The sequence below is a fragment of the Sphingomonas sp. SphC10 genome (assembly GCF_057004845.1).
On the sequence record NZ_CM168044.1, the window covers coordinates 2,762,773 to 2,777,551 of the forward strand.

Annotated in this window: 15 protein-coding genes and 1 tRNA gene; 10 read left to right on the forward strand and 6 right to left on the reverse strand. The window is 66.5% G+C overall.

The annotated features are described in order from the left end of the window. The first annotated feature begins 39 nt into the window (after positions 1–39). From ACWKSV_RS12570 to ACWKSV_RS12585, 4 genes are read left to right on the forward strand one after another with little or no spacing between them, the layout of a single operon-like run. Positions 40–1,608 (forward strand): cytochrome ubiquinol oxidase subunit I, encoded by a 1,569-nt coding sequence (locus ACWKSV_RS12570; RefSeq protein WP_076714139.1) that lies wholly within the window; start codon positions 40–42, stop codon positions 1,606–1,608. Between the two features lie 13 nt (positions 1,609–1,621). Then, positions 1,622–2,761: a cytochrome d ubiquinol oxidase subunit II gene (cydB, locus tag ACWKSV_RS12575; protein ID WP_076714141.1), complete on the forward strand. Its 1,140-nt coding sequence runs from the start codon at positions 1,622–1,624 to the stop codon at positions 2,759–2,761. Positions 2,762–2,793: 32 nt separating this feature from the next. Further along, positions 2,794–2,892: a cytochrome bd oxidase small subunit, CydX/CbdX family gene (locus ACWKSV_RS12580; RefSeq protein WP_443026371.1), complete on the forward strand. Its 99-nt coding sequence runs from the start codon at positions 2,794–2,796 to the stop codon at positions 2,890–2,892. 57 nt (positions 2,893–2,949) lie between these two features. Beyond that, positions 2,950–3,660, forward strand: coding sequence for a Crp/Fnr family transcriptional regulator (locus ACWKSV_RS12585; protein ID WP_076714143.1), 711 nt, complete (start codon positions 2,950–2,952; stop codon positions 3,658–3,660). Here ACWKSV_RS12585 and ACWKSV_RS12590 read toward each other — a convergent pair. Then, positions 3,657–4,193 (reverse strand): hypothetical protein, encoded by a 537-nt coding sequence (locus ACWKSV_RS12590; RefSeq protein WP_076714145.1) that lies wholly within the window; start codon positions 4,191–4,193, stop codon positions 3,657–3,659. The two genes, ACWKSV_RS12585 and ACWKSV_RS12590, sit on opposite strands and share 4 nt — an antisense overlap. 83 nt (positions 4,194–4,276) lie before the next feature. Next, positions 4,277–5,314 carry a sigma-54-dependent Fis family transcriptional regulator gene (locus tag ACWKSV_RS12595; protein ID WP_076714147.1) on the reverse strand — a complete coding sequence of 346 codons (1,038 nt, stop codon included), beginning with the start codon at positions 5,312–5,314 and terminating at the stop codon, positions 4,277–4,279. 186 nt (positions 5,315–5,500) lie between these two features. On the opposite strand from ACWKSV_RS12595, the gene adh reads away from it, so the two are divergent. The 4 genes from adh (at position 5,501) to ACWKSV_RS12615 (ending at position 10,271) form a co-directional block, all read left to right on the forward strand. Continuing rightward, complete coding sequence (gene adh, locus ACWKSV_RS12600) at positions 5,501–7,012, forward strand: aldehyde dehydrogenase (RefSeq protein WP_076714149.1); 1,512 nt, start codon at positions 5,501–5,503, stop codon at positions 7,010–7,012. 86 nt (positions 7,013–7,098) lie between these two features. Continuing rightward, complete coding sequence (adhP, locus tag ACWKSV_RS12605; RefSeq protein WP_076714151.1) at positions 7,099–8,133, forward strand: alcohol dehydrogenase AdhP; 1,035 nt, start codon at positions 7,099–7,101, stop codon at positions 8,131–8,133. A 50-nt stretch (positions 8,134–8,183) separates the two neighbouring features. Next, positions 8,184–9,698, forward strand: a complete 1,515-nt coding sequence (gene scpC, locus ACWKSV_RS12610) for a succinyl-CoA:acetate CoA-transferase ScpC (RefSeq protein WP_076714153.1) — start codon at positions 8,184–8,186, stop codon at positions 9,696–9,698. 33 nt (positions 9,699–9,731) lie between these two features. After that, the gene (locus ACWKSV_RS12615) at positions 9,732–10,271 is read left to right on the forward strand and encodes a GNAT family N-acetyltransferase (RefSeq protein ID WP_237243473.1); all 540 of its coding nucleotides are present in this window, start codon (positions 9,732–9,734) and stop codon (positions 10,269–10,271) included. A 108-nt stretch (positions 10,272–10,379) separates the two neighbouring features. Here the strand turns inward: ACWKSV_RS12615 and ACWKSV_RS12620 are convergent, their stop codons facing one another. The 4 genes from ACWKSV_RS12620 to ACWKSV_RS12635 all read right to left on the reverse strand — a co-directional run bounded on the left by ACWKSV_RS12620 (position 10,380) and on the right by ACWKSV_RS12635 (position 12,351). After that, on the reverse strand, positions 10,380–11,210 hold the full coding sequence (locus ACWKSV_RS12620; protein ID WP_076714155.1) for a 23S rRNA (adenine(2030)-N(6))-methyltransferase RlmJ: 831 nt from the start codon (positions 11,208–11,210) through the stop codon (positions 10,380–10,382). A 123-nt stretch (positions 11,211–11,333) separates the two neighbouring features. Continuing rightward, positions 11,334–11,915: a pseudouridine synthase gene (locus ACWKSV_RS12625; RefSeq protein WP_076714157.1), complete on the reverse strand. Its 582-nt coding sequence runs from the start codon at positions 11,913–11,915 to the stop codon at positions 11,334–11,336. 76 nt (positions 11,916–11,991) lie between these two features. Further along, positions 11,992–12,162 (reverse strand): hypothetical protein, encoded by a 171-nt coding sequence (locus tag ACWKSV_RS12630; protein ID WP_483666927.1) that lies wholly within the window; start codon positions 12,160–12,162, stop codon positions 11,992–11,994. Between the two features lie 115 nt (positions 12,163–12,277). Then, positions 12,278–12,351 (reverse strand) — tRNA-Gln (locus ACWKSV_RS12635). A 169-nt stretch (positions 12,352–12,520) separates the two neighbouring features. On the opposite strand from ACWKSV_RS12635, the gene ACWKSV_RS12640 reads away from it, so the two are divergent. Next, complete coding sequence (locus tag ACWKSV_RS12640; RefSeq protein WP_056436125.1) at positions 12,521–13,564, forward strand: Ppx/GppA phosphatase family protein; 1,044 nt, start codon at positions 12,521–12,523, stop codon at positions 13,562–13,564. Continuing rightward, positions 13,561–14,262 carry an RlmE family RNA methyltransferase gene (locus ACWKSV_RS12645; protein ID WP_076714159.1) on the forward strand — a complete coding sequence of 234 codons (702 nt, stop codon included), beginning with the start codon at positions 13,561–13,563 and terminating at the stop codon, positions 14,260–14,262. The genes ACWKSV_RS12640 and ACWKSV_RS12645 overlap by 4 nt, the downstream gene beginning before the upstream one ends. Positions 14,263–14,779 lie beyond the last annotated feature (517 nt).

A 14,779-nucleotide genomic window follows, 5' to 3' on the forward strand; every position in this document is an offset into this window, starting at 1 on the left:
CAAGGGGCCGGGGGGCGGCTCCTCTTATGGAGACATGCTATGGACCCCGGCGTCGTAGACCTGTCGCGACTGCAATTCGCGGCGACCGCGCTGTATCACTTCCTGTTCGTGCCGCTGACGCTCGGCCTGTCGATGATGCTGGTCATCATGGAATCGGTCTATGTCATGACCAACCGCCCGGAATGGCGCGTGACCACGCGCTTCTGGGGCAAGATCTTCGGCATCAACTTCGTACTCGGCGTCGCCACCGGCCTGACCATGGAGTTCCAGTTCGGCACCAACTGGTCCTATTTCTCGCATTATGTCGGCGACATCTTCGGTGCGCCGCTGGCGATCGAGGGGCTGATGGCCTTCTTCCTGGAGGCGACGTTCGTCGGGCTGATGTTCTTCGGCTGGGACCGCCTGTCGAAGCTCGGCCATCTGATCGTCACCTTCATGGTCGCGCTCGGCACCAATTTGTCGGCGCTGTGGATCCTCGTCGCCAATGGCTGGATGCAGAACCCGGTCGGCGCGAGCTTCAATCCCGATACGATGCGCATGGAGGTCGCCGACTTCGGCGCGGTGCTGTTCAATCCGGTCGCCCAGGCCAAGTTCGTTCACACCGTCAGCGCGGGCTATGTCTGCGCTTCGGTCGTAGTGCTGGGCGTGTCGGCCTTCTGGCTGCTGAAGGGCCGCTTCCTGCCCGTTGCGCGCCGGTCGATGACGGTGGCGGCGGCGTTCGGCCTCGCCTCGTCGCTGTCGGTCGTCGTGCTGGGCGACGAGAGCGGCTATGCGCTGACCGACAACCAGAAGATGAAGCTCGCCGCGATCGAGGCGGTCTGGCACACCGAGCCCGGCCCCTCCGGCCTGACCCTGTTCGGCTATCCCGACACGGTGGCCCGCGAGACGCGCTACAAGGTCGAGATCCCCTGGCTGCTCGGCCTGATCGCGACGCGCAGCCTCGACGGCACGGTCACCGGCATGTCCGAGCTGGTGCTGAAGGCGCAGGAACGGATCGCCTCGGGCGTGATCGCCTATGACGCGGTCCAGCGACTGAAGGCGAACCCGCAGGACATGGGCCAGCGCGCCCGGTTCGAGGCGCACAAGCGCGACCTGGGTTATGCCCTGCTGCTCAAGCGGCAAATGGCCGATCCGCGCGCCGCGACGCCGCAGCAGATCGAGGCGGCGGCCTGGGACACGGTGCCCGATGTCGGCCTGCTCTTCTGGAGCTTCCGCATCATGGCGGCGATCGGCTTTGCGATGATCGCGCTGTTCGCCACCGCCTTCACCTTATGCTCGCTGCGGATGCATCTCGATGCGCGCTGGTTCCTCCGCCTCGCGGTGGCGGCGATCCCATTGCCCTGGATCGCAATCGAACTGGGCTGGGTGGTCGCCGAGCTGGGTCGCCAGCCCTGGGCGATCGAAGGGGTGCTGCCGACCTTCCTGGCGACCAGTTCGCTGTCGCGCGGTGCGCTGTGGACCACGCTGGCGGGCTTTACCGCGCTTTACGGGGTGCTGGCGGTGATCGAGGTCCGGCTGATCCTCGCCGCCATCGCGCAGGGGCCGGAGGAGCGGGACGACCAGCCCGCCCCCGGCCCCATCCCCGCCGCCATTCCCGTTACCGCCTGAAGGAGGCCAGGACATGTTCGATTATGAGATGTTGCGCCTGATCTGGTGGGCCCTCTTGGGCGTGCTGCTGATCGGCTTTGCGCTGACCGACGGGTTCGACCTCGGCGTCGCCGCCCTCCTGCCCTTCGTCGCGCGCAGCGATGCCGAGCGGCGGATGGTCATCAACTCCATCGGGCCGACCTGGGAGGGAAACCAGGTCTGGTTCATCCTGGGCGGCGGCGCGATCTTCGCGGCCTGGCCCTTCGTCTATGCGGTCAGCTTTTCGGGCTTCTACCTCGCCATGTTCCTGGTGCTGGCCGCGCTGATCCTGCGGCCGGTGGGGTTCAAATATCGCTCGAAGCGGCCGGACCCGGCCTGGCGCACCCGCTGGGACTGGGCGCTGTTCGTCGGGGGACTGGTGCCAGCTCTCGTCTTCGGCGTCGCGGTCGGCAATGTGCTGCTGGGCGCGCCCTTCCGTTTGGATGGCGACCTGCGTGCCTTTTACGATGGCACGCTCCTCGGCCTGTTCACGCCCTTCACCCTCGTCTGCGGGCTGTTGTCGGTGGCGATGCTGGTCCTGCACGGCGCGGCATGGCTGTCGATCAAGGTTGAGCATGGTCCCGTCCATGACCGGGCGCGGGCATTCGGCACGGCGGCGGCCATCGCCTCCATCCTGCTCTTCGCGGTCGGCTTCGCCTTCGTCGCATGGGGCGATATCGGCTACCGGATCGTCGGCACGGTCGATCCGCTTGGCCCGTCCAATCCCTTGCGCATGACGGCGGAGCAAGCGGGCGGCGCATGGCTCGACAATTATGCGGCCTATCCGTGGATGATGGCGCTGCCCGTACTGGGCTTTGCCGGGGCCGCATTGGCCCTGATCGGAATCCGGGCGGGACGCGAGGCGCTGGCCTTTGCCGGATCGTCGCTCGCCGCGACGGGGATCATCGCGACCGTCGGTTGCGCAATGTTCCCCTTCATCCTGCCGTCCAGCATCGACGCGCATAGCAGCCTGACGGTGTGGAACGCCTCGTCCACGCAGAAGACGCTGGGCATCATGCTGTTCGTCACGCTCGTCTTCCTGCCGATCGTGCTCGCCTACACCGCCTGGGCCTACCGGGTCATGTTCGGCCGCGTGACGGCGGACGCGGTGCGTACCAACCCCGACTTTTACTGAGAAAGGAACGACCCATTTGGTATTTTTCCTGGGTGCTGGGCCTCGGCCTGGCGATCGGCTTCGGCATCCTCAACGGCATCTGGCACGAATTCCATCTGCCGCGGGAGGATGACGTGTCACCGCGACACTGACAGATAGGACAATCCGTCCGACGACAGGGGATCATGGCCGCGCTATAAGGCAAGGCCATGATCCCGAACGACATCTGTGCCGATTGCGCGGTACGCGACCGGGCCTTGTGCGGCAGCCTGGACGACCGGGAGCTGCTCGCCCTGAACGCCATCGGCCAGCGCCGACGGGTCGCGCGCGGCCAGACCATCGCCTGGGCGGGCGACGAGGCGGTGATCTGCGGCAACCTGCTGACGGGCGTGCTGAAACTGGTCGCCGCCACCGCCAATGGCCGCGAGCAGACGGTCGGCCTGCTCTACCCCGCCGATTTCTTCGGACAGCCCTATGCGGGCGATGTCGACTTCACGCTGACCGCGCTGACCGAGGCCGAACTGTGCGTCTTTCCCCGCGCCGCCTTCGAGCGGGTGCTGGAGGATCATCAGCGCATGGAGCGCCTGTTGCTCCAGCGGACCTTCGAATCGCTGAACGAGGCGCGGGGGCGGATGCTGGTGCTGGCGCGCAAATCGGCGGGGGAGAAGCTGGCGGGCTTCCTGCTCGACATGGCGGCGCGCGCCGGGGCCAGCGGATGCCGGGCGAGCCGCGACGGGCCGGTGACGTTCGACCTGCCGCTGACGCGCGGACAGATCGCCGATGTGCTGGGCATGACGATCGAGACGGTCAGCCGCCAGCTGACCCGGATGAAGCAGAGCGGGGTGATCGGCCTGCCCGGCGGCCGCGCCATCACGATCAGCGACCGGGAGGCGCTGGCAGCGCGCGCCGAAGCGGCTTAATCCAGCAGGCTGTCGGCCAGGGCGTCGATCAGCAGCGACCGCGCCTCGGGCGTCAGTCGATGCCCCGCCAGCGCGATGATGGCCAGCTGCTCGAAATCGACCGCGCGACGGCATCCGGTGAAGAAGCTGCGCAGCATATGGCCCAGCGTCTCGGGTGCGGCGAAGGCATCCGACTCGGCAAAGGCCGCGACCAGTTCGCGCGCCGCCGCCGCATCCGCCTCATGCCGGTGGCGGACATGGTCGAGGAGCGTGTCGGTGAGCGGATCGGCCCGCCCGTTGGACAGCATCGCCTTCAGATAGACGCCGTCCGCCTGCTCGCCCCGCATCACCAGCGCCTCCAGCGCCTGCAGGAACAGCGTCATGGTCGCGGCGTCGGGACGATCGGGCAAGGCATCCGCCATCGCCTCCGCCTGCCCGCATAGCGCCAGCCGACGACGATGCTCCTGAAGCAGGCGGATCAGGTCGATTTCCTGAATGACGTGCCAGCGCCGCGCGAACGGCACGACACTGCCTTGAAGTGGGTTGCGGTCCATCGCGGGTCTTCTCCTTCGCCCCCCTGGTGACGAAGCGACGCGGACCCCGCATTGACGATGGTCAAAGCGCCGTGCCGCAGCCCTCAGCGCTGGCGGGCGAGGTGCCGGTGGATGGTGCTGCGGTGGATGCCCAGTTGCCGCGCCGCCGCCGAGACATTGCCGTCATGCGCCGCCAGTGCCGCGTCGATCGCCTCGGCCCGCTCGTCGGCCAGCGGGCGTGCGACGGACAGTTCGATGCCGCCACCCCGAACATCGGCATCCCAGCCGCCGATCAGGGTCGCGCCGTTGGCCAGGCGCAATCGGCCTCGCGCCGCCTGCCCCTGCATATCGACCAGTTCGCCGAGCGCCGCATCGTCCAGCGCCTCCCAGCTGCGCCCGACCAGCGAAAGCCCGCGCCGGTTGGCGGCGACCAGCCGGTCGTCGCGGAACACCAATATCCCCTCGCGCGCGGTGCCCAGCATCGCGGCATCGTCATGCATCCGCAGCACGCGACAATCGGCAAAGCCACTGCGGAACAGCCGATGCTCGATCTGGTCGACCGCCAGCCGGATCAGCCCCAGCGCATGGCCATGGCCGCTGGCCGATGGCCCCGAAATGTCGAGCGCCCCGACGATCGCGCCACGTGGGTCGAGGATCGGCGTCGCCGCACAGCTCAACACCGCATGTTCGGCAAAGAAATGCTCGGGGCCATGGACGGCGATCGGGCGACGCTCGGCAATGGCGGTGCCGATCGCGTTGGTACCCGTGCTCGCCTCGGTCCAGGAGACGCCGGGCCTGAGCGCCACCTGCGCCGCGCGGGACAGAAAGCCGGTATCGCCGATCGTGTCGAGGATCATGCCGTCCGCGTCGGCCAGGATCACGACGCTGCCCGTATCGCGCGCCTCGCCCGCCAGCATCTCGAGTTCGGGGCGACACAGACGGCGCAGCGACTCGCGACGCTGGCGCAGCGCATGGAGTTCGCTTTCGGCCAGCGGTCCGCCGCCCTGAAGCCGTCCCTGCGCCAGTCCCATGTCGGTGCATCGCAACCAGGATCGCAGCACCGGCTGGCGCACGGTTTCGAGAGGCAATTGCCCCTCGTCGAAATAGGCGCGTCGCCCTTGTTCTATACCGGCGCCGTCCATCGCCGCATCCTTCTCCCATTGTCGCAATTTGCGACACCGGCGCTGTTGTCGCGTCGCGCCATGCGACACATGCTACGCCTCGGTGGCGGAAAGTCCACCACGTCGCCTACACTTCGTCGCGCATCGTCTTGCCCCTCGGACGCCACGGGCAGAGCCTTGGATCATAACAGACCAAGGAGAGAGCCCGTGACGATTAAGGATGCCATCAAGGCCCGCACCGCGCCGTTCAAACAGCGTTATGCCAATTTCATCGGTGGCCGCTGGGTCGATCCGGTCGAGGGACGCTGGTTCGACAACCGATCCCCCATCGACGGACAGGTGATCTGCCAGGTCGCGCGCAGCCAGGCCGCCGATGTCGAACTGGCGCTGGATGCCGCGCACAAGGCCAAGGACGGCTGGGGCCGCACCAGCGTCGCCGAACGCGCGCTGATCCTGCACCGCATCGCCGACCGGATGGAGGAGAATCTATCCCTGCTCGCCACGGCCGAGACCTGGGACAATGGCAAGCCGATCCGCGAGACGACCGCCGCCGACCTGCCGCTGGCGATCGACCATTTCCGCTATTTCGCCGGGTGCATCCGCGCACAGGAAGGCGGCATCTCCGAGATCGATCACGACACCGTCGCCTATCATTTCCACGAGCCGCTGGGCGTCGTCGGGCAGATCATCCCGTGGAACTTCCCGCTGCTGATGGCCTGTTGGAAACTCGCGCCCGCGCTGGCGGCGGGTAATTGCGTGGTACTGAAACCCGCCGAGCAGACCCCCGCCTCGATCATGGTGCTGGCCGAACTGATCGCCGACCTGCTGCCCGAGGGCGTGCTCAACATCGTCAACGGCTATGGCCTGGAGGCGGGCAAGCCGCTGGCGCAGAATCCGCGCATCGCCAAGATCGCCTTTACCGGCGAGACGACGACCGGACAGCTCATCATGTCCTATGCGTCGGAGAACCTGATCCCGGTCACGCTGGAGCTGGGCGGCAAGAGCCCGAACATCTTCTTTTCCGACGTGGCGGCCGAGGATGACGATTATCTCGACAAGGCGATCGAGGGGTTCGCCATGTTCGCGCTCAACCAGGGTGAGGTCTGCACCTGCCCCAGCCGCGCACTGGTCCACGAGTCCATCTATGACCGCTTCATGGAAAAGGCGGTCGCGCGCGTGGAGGCGATGATCCAGGGCGATCCGCTCGACCCCGCCACCATGGTCGGCGCGCAAGCCTCGCAGGAGCAGATGGACAAGATCCTCGGCTATCTCGACATCGGTCGCGACGAGGGTGCGAAGGTGCTGACCGGCGGCACCCGCAACCGGCCCGAGGGGCTGGAGGGCTATTATGTCAAGCCCACGGTGCTCAGCGGCCACAACAGGATGCGCGTCTTCCAGGAGGAGATTTTCGGCCCCGTCGTCTCGGTCGCGACCTTCAAGGACGATGAGGAAGCGCTGCGCATCGCCAACGACACGCTCTACGGCCTGGGTGCTGGCGTGTGGACCCGCGACGGCACGCGGGCCTACCGCATGGGCCGTGCGATCCAGGCAGGCCGCGTCTGGACCAACTGCTACCACGCCTATCCCGCGCACGCGGCGTTTGGCGGCTATAAACGCTCGGGCATCGGGCGCGAGACGCACCGGATGATGCTCGACCATTATCAGCAGACCAAGAATCTGCTGGTCAGCTACTCGGCCAAGAAGCTCGGCTTCTTTTGACCCCAGGCTTCTTTTGACCGTGATCAAGGCGGGGATCGGCGGCCGCGCCCATCCCCGTTGCATCCTCATCATACAGGAGAAACACCATGGCGAAGACGATGAAAGCCGCCGTCGTGCGGGCATTCGGCCAACCCCTGACCATCGATGAAGTCCCGGTGCCGGAGGTCGGCGACGGCCTGATCCAGGTCGCGATCCAGGCATCCGGCGTTTGTCACACCGACCTGCACGCCGCCGAAGGCGACTGGCCGGTCAAACCCAACCCGCCCTTCATTCCGGGGCATGAAGGTGTCGGCTATGTCTCGGCGGTCGGCAAGGGCGTGAAGCACATCAAGGAGGGCGACCGGGTCGGCGTGCCCTGGCTCTACACCGCCTGCGGCCACTGCGTGCATTGCCTGGGCGGGTGGGAGACCCTGTGCGAGAGCCAGCTCAACACCGGCTATTCGGTCAATGGCGGCTTTGCCGATTATGTCATCGCCGACCCCAATTTCGTCGGCCATCTGCCCGGCAATATCGGCTCCACCGAGATCGCGCCGGTGCTCTGCGCCGGGGTGACGGTCTATAAGGGGCTGAAGATGACCGATACCAAGCCGGGCGATACCGTCGTCATCTCCGGCATTGGCGGGCTTGGCCATATGGCGGTGCAATATGCGGTCGCCATGGGGCTGAACGTCGCGGCGGTCGATGTCGACGACGCCAAGCTGGACCTCGCCCGGCGGCTGGGCGCGAAGGTCACCGTCAATGCGCGGACCGAGGCGGACCCGGCGGCGGCGATCAAGCGCGAGACCGGCGGCGGGGCGCAGGGTGCGCTCGTCACTGCAGTTAGCGAAAAGGCGTTCGCGCAGGCCGTGGGCATGATGGCGCGGGGCGGCACCGTCGCGCTCAACGGCCTGCCGCCGGGCGACTTTCCGCTCAACATCTTCGGACTGGTGCTGAACGGCATCACCGTGCGCGGCTCGATCGTCGGCACCCGGCTCGACCTTCAGGAGTCGCTCGACTTCGCCGCCGACGGCAAGGTGAAGGCCACGGTCGCCACCGCGCCGCTCGCCGAGGTCAACCAGGTGTTCGACCGAATGCGTCGTGGCCAGATCGAGGGTCGCATCGTCCTCGACCTGGCGGCCTGAAATCGCGGCGGGCGGTGGCTCCGGCCCCGCCCGCCAGCGTTGGAGAAACAATGACCGACCGTATCGCCTGTGCCGCCCTTCGTTCGCGTATCACCGATGCCGACACCGCCGCCGCCCTGATCCGCCCCGGCGAAACGGTGGCGACCAGCGGCTTCACCGGCTCCGGCTATCCCAAGATGGTGCCCCAGGCGCTGGCCAGGCGCATCGCCGAGTCCCACGGCGCGGGGCATCCGTTCCGCGTCAACCTGTGGACCGGCGCCTCGACCGGCCCCGAGCTGGACGGCGCGCTGGCGGCGGTCGACGGCATCGCCCAGCGTCTGCCCTATAGCGGCGATCCTGTCGCGCGCGAGAAGATCAACCGGGGCGAGATCGACTATCTCGACATGCATCTCAGCCAGGTCGCGCCAATGGCCTGGGAAGGCGTGCTAGGCCCCCTCGACACCGCGATCATCGAGGTATCGGGCATCCGCGCCGACGGATCGCTCATCCCCTCGTCGTCGGTCGGCAACAACAAGACCTGGGCAGACCGGGCGAAGCGCGTCATCCTGGAGGTCAATCGCTGGCAGGACGCGGCGCTGGAGGGGATGCACGACATCTATTACGGCACCCGCCTGCCGCCCGAACGCGTGCCGATCCCGCTGGTGCGGCCGGACGACCGGATCGGCGCGCCCTATCTGGCCTGCGATCCCGACAAGATCGTCGCCATCGTGGAAACCGAGGCCCCTGACCGCAACCTGCCCTTCGCCGCGCCCGACGACACCGCGCGCGCCATTGCCGGGCACGTCATCGAATTCCTGGCCCATGAGGTCTCGCGCGGACGCTTTCCCCCCGCCCTGCTGCCGATCCAGTCGGGGGTCGGCAATATCGCCAATGCGGTGCTGTCCGGCCTGGTCGACGCGCCGTTCGAACCGATGACCGCCTATACCGAGGTGATCCAGGACGGGATGCTCGACCTGCTCGATGCCGGGCGCCTGCGCATGGCGTCGGCCACCGCCTTTTCGCTCAGCCCGCAGGCGGCGGCGCGGCTCAATGCCAACATGGCCGCGTATCGAGACCGCATGATCCTGCGCCCGCAGGAGATCAGCAACCATCCCGAACTCGTCCGCCGCCTGGGGTGCATCGCGATGAACGGCCTGATCGAGGCGGATATCTATGGCAACGTCAATTCGACGCTGGTCATGGGATCGCGCATCCAGAACGGCATCGGCGGATCGGGCGATTTCGCGCGCAACGCCTATGTCTCGATCTTCATGACGCCCTCGACCGCAAAGAGCGGCAAGATTTCCGCCATCGTGCCGCAGGCCTCGCATGTCGACCACATCATGCAGGACGTGCAGGTGATCGTCACCGAACAGGGGCTGGCCGACCTGCGCGGCCTGTCGCCGCGCCAGCGTGCCAAGGCCGTGATCGAACGCTGCGCGCATCCCGATTACCGACCAATGCTCGCCGATTATGCCATGCGCGCCGAGGGCGGGTCCTATGGCCTTCATGCCCCCTCGCTCCCCGCCGAAGCGCTGTCCTGGCATCGTCGTTACATGGAAACGGGAACGATGTTGCCGTCTTGACGATAGTCAATGTCATGAGCGGGCAAACGCACCATGGTCGCAGCCATCGAGGAGAACATCATGACGATCGCCGACACCGAGTTGCTTGTCACCCGCCAAGGCGTGCGGCTGCACGTTCGCCGCGCGCGCGGCGAGGACGAAACGGCGCTGGCCGCCTTCTTCGCCCATGTCTCGCCCGAGGACCTGCGCTTCCGCTTTCTGACCGGCGTGCGCGAGGTCAGCCATGAGCGGCTCAGGAGCATGATCGATACGAATGACAGGCACACCGAAAGCCTGATCGCCTTTGCCGACGACGGATCGATCCTGGCGGCGGCGATGCTGGCGGGCGACGACCACTCGGCCACCGCCGAAGCCGCCATCGCCATCCGACACGATATGAAACGGCAGGGTATTGGCTGGACGCTGCTCGACCATCTGGTCGAACATGCGCGGCGCAAGGGATATCGCACGATCGAAGCGATCGAGGACCGCGAAAACCGCTCCGCCATCATGATCGAAAAAGAGATGGGCTTCGAACCTCATGCGGTCGAGGGCGACCCCATGCTGGTGCTGCTGAAGCGAAACATCGCCTGACGCGGGCGTCGGGCTGCGCCAGAGGCACGGTACATCGTCGACGGAACCAGGGCCTTGTCGGTCGGCGTTCCGGACAGAAACTCACGCTCCAGCCCGGAACCAGCCCCCTCAGTCGCGCAGCCAATCCGCCCTGATCTCGCCGCTATGCCCTTCCGGGGCCAATGCGGCACGAAGGGATTCCAGCAGCGGCGGCAGCGCCTGTGTGAAGGCATAGGGCGGATTGACGATGAAAAGGCCCGCACCGTTATAGATGCCCGGCTGATCGGCATCATATAGCCAATGCTCGACCGACAGGAATTTCGGAATGCCGAGCTTGTGCAGGTCGTACTTCCACCGCCCGTGCGTCGCCCGGTCCTTCAGCGGATACCAGATGACCGTCACGCCATGCGCCCATTTGCGATGCGCCGCCGCGAGCGTGGCGGTGATGCGGGCGCGTTCGTCTGTCTGTTCGTACGGTGGATCGACCACCACCACGCCGCGCGGGGTGCGGGTGGGAAGCATCGCCAGCCAGAGCTCATAGGCATCGCGCTCATGCACGGCCGCAGGCGTCCCGCGCATCGCGCTGCGTAAGGTACGGGCGTCCTCGGGATGCTTTTCGTTGAGGATCAGCACGTCCTGCGGGCGCAGGAGCTGCGCCAGGAACCGTGGCGAGCCGGGATAGAGACGCGGCTCCGCCCCGTCATTCACCGCCTGCACGGCGGCGCGATAATCGTCCAGCAGCGGGTCGGTATCGGCAAAGGCCCGCGCCACGCCCTGGGCGGCTTCGCCGGTCCGTTGGGCCTGCTCGCCGCCAAGGTCGTAGAGTCCGCAACCGGCATGGGTATCGATCAGGGTCAACGCGCCCGGTTTCTGCTGCAAGGCCCGGACCAGCGCGATCAGCAGGCTGTGCTTCACGACATCGGCGCTGTTGCCCGCATGGAAGGAGTGGCGATAATTCATGGAATCCAAAACCTGCCAGGCGCTTGGGGAAGCGGAAGGCGTCAAAGCCTCAAATCAGTTTTCGCGGTCGATCGCAACAGGCGGCAGGGACCAGTGTGGCCCGCATAGCGGCCTATGCCGCTCTTACCGGTCGTGCGCGCCGCCGTCCGTCCTGCCCAGAGCAGGAGCCTCCACGAACTGACCCGGCACGATCCCGGCGACCGACCAGTCGCCGATCGACCAGCGAACCAGCCTCAGCGTGGGCAACCCGACCGCCGCCGTCATGCGGCGCACCTGCCGGTTGCGCCCTTCGCGGATCGTGATCTTCAGCCAGTTGTCGGGGATCAGCTTGCGCTGGCGGATCGGCGGATCGCGCAGCCACAGGTCCGGCGCGTCGATACGCGCCACATCGGCGGGCAGGGTCATGCCGTCCTTGAGGCGGACGCCCTGCCGCAAGCGCGCCAGGTCAGATTCCTGCGGATCGCCTTCGACCTGGACGAGATAGGTCTTGGGCATCTTGAAGCGCGGATCGGCAATGCGCGCCTGCAACCGCCCGTCATCGCACAACAGCAACAGGCCCTCGCTATCCCGATCGAGCCTCCCGGCGGGATAGACCCCCTTCACCGCGATGAAGTCCGACAAGGTCGACCGAACCGTGGGCGATCCCTTGTCCGTGAATTGCGATAGGACCCCATAGGGTTTGTTGAACAGGAGCAGCCGGGGCATGCTGCGCTCATAGCGTTCGGCTACGGCCCTGTCTTCCGCCGCATTCCGTCAACAGTGCCGGGCGTTGAGCTGGACCTCAGCGCGAAGGGCGCGCCTTCACCAGGGTAAGGACCGACAACGAACAGACGGCGAAGGCCACGGCAAAGCCGCCCAGTGCCGTCCACAGGCCGACCGCAAGCCCACCCAGATAACCGCCGATCACCAGACCGATGAGCGGCAGGATGACGAGCAGCAAGCATCCGATCACGACCATGATGATGGCAACCCCGTCCCACACGGCACGGTTCCGGACGGAAGCCGCACAAACGCCCTCATCACGCGATCCCCGCGAGCGTGAAGAAACCAGCAATTTTAGAGAGATCTGGATGCCCCGTGAGGATTCGAACCTCAATTAACGGAGTCAGAGTCCGTGGTCTTACCTTTAGACGACGGGGCATCGAACAGGGGCGTGCCTCTAGGCGGCCGAATCACCCCTGTCAACCGAATTCCGCCATGGCGGCGGCCGTGCGTCTTGTCGCGCGGGCGCCGACTCGCTACCTTGGGCTTCAAGCACCGGCGAACACTCATGTTCGTGACGGATAGAACAGAATAAGCGAGATACGGCGATGGGGGATGTTCCCACCCGAAGGCCGTACCGGCAGGCCAAGCCGCCTGCCCGTTCGGCACCCCCCCGGCCCCAGCGTGGCCGGTGGTCGGATGCGCAGGCCTATGCCGCGCTCGACCTGGGTACCAATAATTGCCGCCTGCTGATCGCGCGGCCGCAGGGCGGCGGCTTTGCGGTCGTCGACGCCTTTTCGCGGATCGTCCGCCTGGGCGAGGGGCTGGCGACGACCGGCCGCCTGTCCGACGCCGCGATCGACCGCACCATCGCAGCCCTGCGGGTGTGTGCCGACAAGCTGAAGCGCCGCAACGTCACCCTGTCGCGCGCGGTCGCCACCGAAGCCTGCCGCCGCGCCGCCAACGGCCCCGCCTTCATCGCGCGCGCGCTGGCCGAGACGGGCATCCATCTCGACATCATCTCGGCGGAGGAAGAGGCGCGGCTGGCCGTGCTCGGCTGTCACGTGCTGATCGAGCCGGGTGACGACCCCGCCCTGGTGTTCGACATCGGCGGCGGCTCGACCGAACTGGTGCTGGTCGACACGCGCAGCCCCAGCCCCCGCATCCTCGACTGGCATTCGGCCCCTTGGGGCGTCGTCTCGCTGACCGAGAGTGCGGGCGGCGGCGAGGGCGAGGCCGGGCGGCTGGCCGCCTATGCCCGGATGCGCGCCATGGTGGCGGACAGCTTCGCCGATTTCGCCGCGCGACTGCCCCGGAACCTGAAAAGCCCTCGACTGCTGGGCACCAGCGGCACGGTGACGACGCTGGGCAGCGTCCACTTAGGGCTCAGCCATTATGACCGCGCCGCCGTCGACGGGCTGATTGTGCCCACGTCCGCGATGCGCGCGATCAGCGCCGACCTGTCGCGCAAGAGCCTGGCCGCGCGCGGCAAGGTGGCGTGTATCGGCCCCGAACGCGCCGATCTAGTGGTGGCGGGATGCGCCATCCTGGAGACGATATTGGACCTCTGGCCCGCCGAGCGGCTAGGGATCGCAGACCGTGGGATTCGCGAGGGAATCCTGCGCCGCTTGATGGGAATCGCCAGAACGTGAGCAGAGGCAATGCAGGGCTGCACCAGCGGGTGCGCACCGCGCGGAAGCGCACCGCCCAGTCGACCCGTTGGCTGGAGCGCCAGCTGAACGACCCCTATGTCCGCCGTGCCAAGGCGGAGGGGTATCGCAGCCGCGCGGCCTATAAGCTGATCGAGCTGGACGAGCGCTTCGGCTTCCTGCGCGGCAAGAAGCGGATCATCGACCTGGGTCTGGCACCCGGCGGCTGGGCCCAAGTGGTACGGCGTCAGGTTCCGAACGCCAGCGTGGTCGGCATCGACCTGTTGCCGGTCGATCCGATCGATGGCGTCACCATCTTCGAGATGGACTTCATGGACGACGCCGCGCCGGGCAAGCTGATGGAGGCGCTGGGCGGCGCGCCCGATCTGGTCATGTCGGACATGGCGGCCAACACCGTCGGCCACCCGCAGACCGACGCGCTGCGCACCATGGGACTGGTCGAGACGGCCTTCGCCTTTGCCTGCGACGTGCTGTCGCCCGGCGGCGTGTTCGTGTCGAAGGTCTTCGCGGGCGGCGCCGATTCGCAGCTGGTCGCCGAAATGAAACGCCACTTCGCCACCGTGAAGCACGCCAAGCCGCCGTCGAGCCGCAAGGGTTCGGTGGAATGGTTCGTGGTGGCGCAGGGGTTCAAGGGGCGGAAGGCTGCGGTGGTTGAGGATGATTCGGAGGACCACCTCTAAAAGCGACAGGGTCCGCTTTCGCCCATCTGCCGTCGTTCGTGAGCGCGGAAGGCGGGCTTGGAAGCCGAAGTCAAAAATGCTCTCCTTCCCGTATGAACACGGCATCCAAAATCATCCTCGCCACGCTCGCGATCGTAGGCGCATTTGTGATTGGCTTTGAGACTGGCGAGTGGCGCACTCTTGAGCGTGAGAGGCGCTTACCTGATTGGAACGGGTCAAAAGCGCAGGCACAAGACGCAGCTAGGCGGTGGGGGGCGAAGGTGCACGAGGTACCGTCCGCAGCAATGTCGAACCGATACGCTCGTTACATCTCCTTCCCGAACAAAACCTGCATTCAGTTGCGGCTCAAGGATGGTGTGGGAGGGATGCCAATTTACTGTTACCGAGTAGGCACTTTGTATCTTGTGGAGGAATACAGCAACGTAGAGTGAGGTTTCACGCCGGTTCGATATGTTAAGACCCGTTGCTTCGCTGTCCATCGATCCCGCTAAATTGCTGAGGCTAGCGATAGATAATA

Bases quoted from the DNA above. Each gene is read 5' to 3' on its own strand.
- scpC (WP_076714153.1), top strand. From the start codon at position 8,184: ATGACCGACCGTATCGCCTGTGCCGCCCTTCGTTCGCGTATCACCGAT.
- cydB (WP_076714141.1), top strand. From the start codon at position 1,622: ATGTTCGATTATGAGATGTTGCGCCTGATCTGGTGGGCCCTCTTGGGC.
- ACWKSV_RS12620 (WP_076714155.1), bottom strand. From the start codon at position 11,210: ATGAATTATCGCCACTCCTTCCATGCGGGCAACAGCGCCGATGTCGTG.
- adhP (WP_076714151.1), top strand. From the start codon at position 7,099: ATGGCGAAGACGATGAAAGCCGCCGTCGTGCGGGCATTCGGCCAACCC.
- ACWKSV_RS12585 (WP_076714143.1), top strand. From the start codon at position 2,950: ATGATCCCGAACGACATCTGTGCCGATTGCGCGGTACGCGACCGGGCC.
- ACWKSV_RS12640 (WP_056436125.1), top strand. From the start codon at position 12,521: ATGGGGGATGTTCCCACCCGAAGGCCGTACCGGCAGGCCAAGCCGCCT.
- ACWKSV_RS12595 (WP_076714147.1), bottom strand. From the start codon at position 5,314: ATGGACGGCGCCGGTATAGAACAAGGGCGACGCGCCTATTTCGACGAG.
- ACWKSV_RS12570 (WP_076714139.1), top strand. From the start codon at position 40: ATGGACCCCGGCGTCGTAGACCTGTCGCGACTGCAATTCGCGGCGACC.
- ACWKSV_RS12590 (WP_076714145.1), bottom strand. From the start codon at position 4,193: ATGGACCGCAACCCACTTCAAGGCAGTGTCGTGCCGTTCGCGCGGCGC.
- ACWKSV_RS12625 (WP_076714157.1), bottom strand. From the start codon at position 11,915: ATGCCCCGGCTGCTCCTGTTCAACAAACCCTATGGGGTCCTATCGCAA.
- ACWKSV_RS12615 (WP_237243473.1), top strand. From the start codon at position 9,732: ATGGTCGCAGCCATCGAGGAGAACATCATGACGATCGCCGACACCGAG.